This is a genomic window from Sulfuricurvum sp. (assembly GCF_030691015.1).
Taxonomy (GTDB): domain Bacteria; phylum Campylobacterota; class Campylobacteria; order Campylobacterales; family Sulfurimonadaceae; genus Sulfuricurvum.
The window spans coordinates 1-3,458 of sequence record NZ_JAUYFF010000009.1 but is presented as its reverse complement, the minus strand read 5'-3'; the positions used below and the strand labels follow the sequence as shown (position 1 = coordinate 3,458).

The 3,458-nt window shown below is 39.8% G+C and carries 2 protein-coding genes and 1 pseudogene; all 3 read right to left on the bottom strand.

Annotation, left to right across the window (positions count from 1 at the left end; translation table 11 throughout):
- Positions 1 to 217: 217 nt before the first annotated feature.
- A complete protein-coding gene (locus Q8O20_RS07355) occupies positions 218 to 1,603 on the bottom strand; it encodes an IS1380 family transposase (RefSeq protein ID WP_305530635.1) in 1,386 nt (461 codons plus the stop codon).
- A gap of 376 nt (positions 1,604 to 1,979) precedes the next feature.
- Positions 1,980 to 2,822 carry an IS1380 family transposase gene (locus Q8O20_RS07350; RefSeq protein WP_305530636.1) on the bottom strand — a complete coding sequence of 281 codons (843 nt, stop codon included), beginning with the start codon at positions 2,820 to 2,822 and terminating at the stop codon, positions 1,980 to 1,982.
- Between the two features lie 61 nt (positions 2,823 to 2,883).
- Positions 2,884 to 3,300, bottom strand: a pseudogene (locus Q8O20_RS07345) (transposase); the annotation flags it as partial.
- Positions 3,301 to 3,458: the final 158 nt, after the last annotated feature.

The window sequence follows — 3,458 nt, the reverse complement described above, 5'->3', positions numbered from 1 at the left end:
CCTAAATTGAGCGAACAACAAATTCAGTTTCCCTTCTGGGTTCACTTGATGTAGTCGATGTAGTGTTTTTAATTGAATTTTTGTGGTTTGCTTCAGGATAGGCCTATTTTCGGGTACTTATCTTCGCTAATATCTCAAAACCATGTCGCATATTATGATCATAGGACATAGCTTTCCCATTATATTTTCAAAAAAACAGCGAAGGTCATCATTTCGTTTATGCAAACTGTATCTTCGGTGGTGATTGGCATTTTTCCCATATCTGTTCAATATTAATGGTTTCATAAATTGTTTTGGTGACATTCAGGATGATATTTCTTGATCTTGTTGTTATTTTGGCTGCAAAATCAATCAGTTTCCTGCGGAATGTATTTGGATAGGCCGTTACCGGGATAATATCCGGGGTGATGTCGCGCTTATAAGTTTCAAATATAAAGTGCGAGATAACAAGCAAATAGTAATACGCACGGTTCATCCCGAACGATTTGAAAGGTAACTGCTCTTTGGTTGCCAATTCTTTAATGCTCCGGTGTATTAATTCGTCGGCACCCCTTTCGTGCGATAGCGCAATGATGTTTTCTGTTTCAAAATACTTCTGTCCACCTGCTGCCCGTAATTTATCATCAATTTCCTTGCGCATGCCAATATTGGTGTATATGATCGAATCTGGTTTTGCTATATCCAATAAATACTGGCCTTTCTGATCCATGTGGAGTTTTGTGAAGATGCAACGCCTGAACCGTGTCCATGATTTCAGTTTGCTGCCAAACTCGGTGTACTTCCAGATTGCCTTGTTTTTGCGGAATTCGCCGAAACCCGTTGGGGACAGATCTTTTATATATTCTTTGATATCGGGGTAAATTTTGCTGGTAACCGCATAATGGATTTTCAGGTTGTCTTCGAAAACCTCAAAAGCTTTCTGGTCGGCAAATCCACTATCGGCACACAGAATAATCGGTACGTCCATGGAATATTTTGATCGGATTAGATTTACGATCTCAGTAACACAATCAATGTAATCGGTGCCGTGATTTGAATGGGCGCTTCCTTTCCGGAAGGTCACATCGATCAGATAAGACTCCCAGCAGATGTGCAGTGGCTGAAACCCCTTCTTTTGCTTATAGGTAGGCTCACAACCTTCACGCTTTTTCGATGAATCATTGTCCATTACCATCGTGTCGATACCTAAAATGATGATCTTGGGTTTCTCAATCAGGAGCCGCCAAATGAAGAGCCGGTGCAAAATCATGCGGTACAATTTATTGGGGACAATGGATAGTTTTGCGAAAAACCTTTTCATTTGATGTGATGAAGCCATTTCTGACACTTTGTTCTCCAGCACTGCTGCATATCCCTGATCGTTTTTCTTTGTATCGAAACCCGACATTGACATATTGGTCCCATCCATGAAATAAGCAAATATCTGTTTTAAAAATTGTTGCAACTGTAATCCTTTCGGATTTACAGTTAATTTTTTCAAAATAACACTCGAAATAAGACTGTAAAGTTCGATTTTTTCGATGTAACGAAGAAAGAAAGCAAGGCCCCCGCGCCCGGATATTTTGTCGTTTGTAAGGCCGATTTTTGTTATCTTAGCAGTCATAAAAGATAGTCTTGTGCACCTAAATGGTGATGAGTAAATTATTTGTTTTGTCACTTCTAAAATACTCATTATCAATTTAATAAGCAAGCTATCTTTTATCTTTTTCAAAGCAAATCGCTCAATTTAGGTACAAATGAAACCATTAGCCTGATTAATTCATAAACCTAAAAAGTTGGTTCAAAATTAGTTTATCCATCGATAATATTCTTCAATACTCATTCAATTTTGAATTTTATGTTAATAAAAAACGGCTTGCCAGAATAATTTGGAAACGCATGGACATAGGCTCCCTGTTCAGCCTTTTGTTTAAAAACTGTTGTTTTTCAGTATTTTGATTTTCAGTATTTTAAAGAACGACTGTCTGTTTGGGTTGAGGTTAAATCCTTAGTTCCTGAAATATCCATAGTGATTTTTCAAACACACATTTTCCATAAAATTCAACCGGCAGCTCAATTTTTACTTTTGATTTCAGTATTTTGACACGTGCTGCAACCTTTATTAATTTCAATTGGATTGTTTTCATGGTTGCGTTGCAATATTCAGTAGCCCTGAGCACCTCTTTTTGCAGGGTGTGGATCAGCACATATGCTGCCGAGTGCATGAACAAACGGAATTGGTTGGCAAGAAAGCTGCTGCACGACATACGGTCGGAAAGCAGGTAGGTTTTATGATCTTTTATGCGCAGTTCGGCTGCACCGCGTGCACAATACGCATTTTCATACAGGGCTTTTGTGCGGATGCATCTTATACTGCTTGCAACATAACGGATATTTGTCCCCATGCTGTTTGCTTCAACTTTTACTATTACCCTTTGGGAGTGTTCCCATGAGCCGGCTTTATGTTCGAAAGAATGGTATCTTTTTACAGGCTTTCCGGTTGACTTAAATTCCCTTTGGGCGCTTTCAATGGTAATTTTTGCATTTTTGTTAAGGACAGAATTTCCGGTTAGCCCAGTGAGGAACTCAACATTTTTTTGCCCCTCTGCCCAGTCCATAAACTGCCCGGAGCAAAAATGGCTGTCGCCCCTGAGGATAATCATTGTATTTGGCCAATGCCCCTGCAAGTATACAATGAGCCTTCGGAGCAGGGCAAATACATTTGTGCTTTTGCTCCTTCGTCCCGGTTTGAGGATGGTTGTTATCAATTTTCCCGAAAACCCTTCGTATATGTGCAACGGCATGTAGCAGGTGTCGCCGTAATACGTGTTGAAAAGCCCCAGTTCCTGTTGCCCGTAAAGTAATGCGGCTGTATCGTCGCAGTCCAGTGCTTATCACATCGGGTTGGCTTGGATAGGAGGAAATAAACCCGTCAACAAATACTTTGCCCATGTTGTAAAGTTCTCTATTGCCCACCTGGTTCTCGAATCGGCTCATGGTTGGCTGGGTTGCCATGGACTGCTCTTGGCCTGTACAAACTTTCAATATGCCATCGTTGCGCAATACATTGCAATCATTTGCATCTTCATATCCGGCAGCTATCTGCATAATCCTCTGGCGGAGCATTTGGCCTATTCCGTGTTTTACATAACTTTGGTGACGTGTGTCCTTCACGCATGAAGCCAGACTGTTTATTATACCAATCTGGTTTTCGACCTCTTTGAGCAATAGAAGACCACCATCATTGGATACCTGCTCGGCATTGAAGAGCACTTCTACTTTCTTATGGTTAAAACCTGTTAAATTGAAAAGGGTTGGCATACAAGATCCGGTAGAATTTTCAATATTGTTTGATACTTTCTTTGTACTTTCACACATCGGGGTATATTTTAGTTTTATTACCTAAAAGATACTGAATATCAATGATATAACAAATTATTTACCCCGATATTTTTATTTTTCATGAATAATTCAGGTAA

Bases quoted from the DNA above. Each gene is read 5' to 3' on its own strand.
- Q8O20_RS07355 (WP_305530635.1), bottom strand. From the start codon at position 1,603: ATGACTGCTAAGATAACAAAAATCGGCCTTACAAACGACAAAATATCC.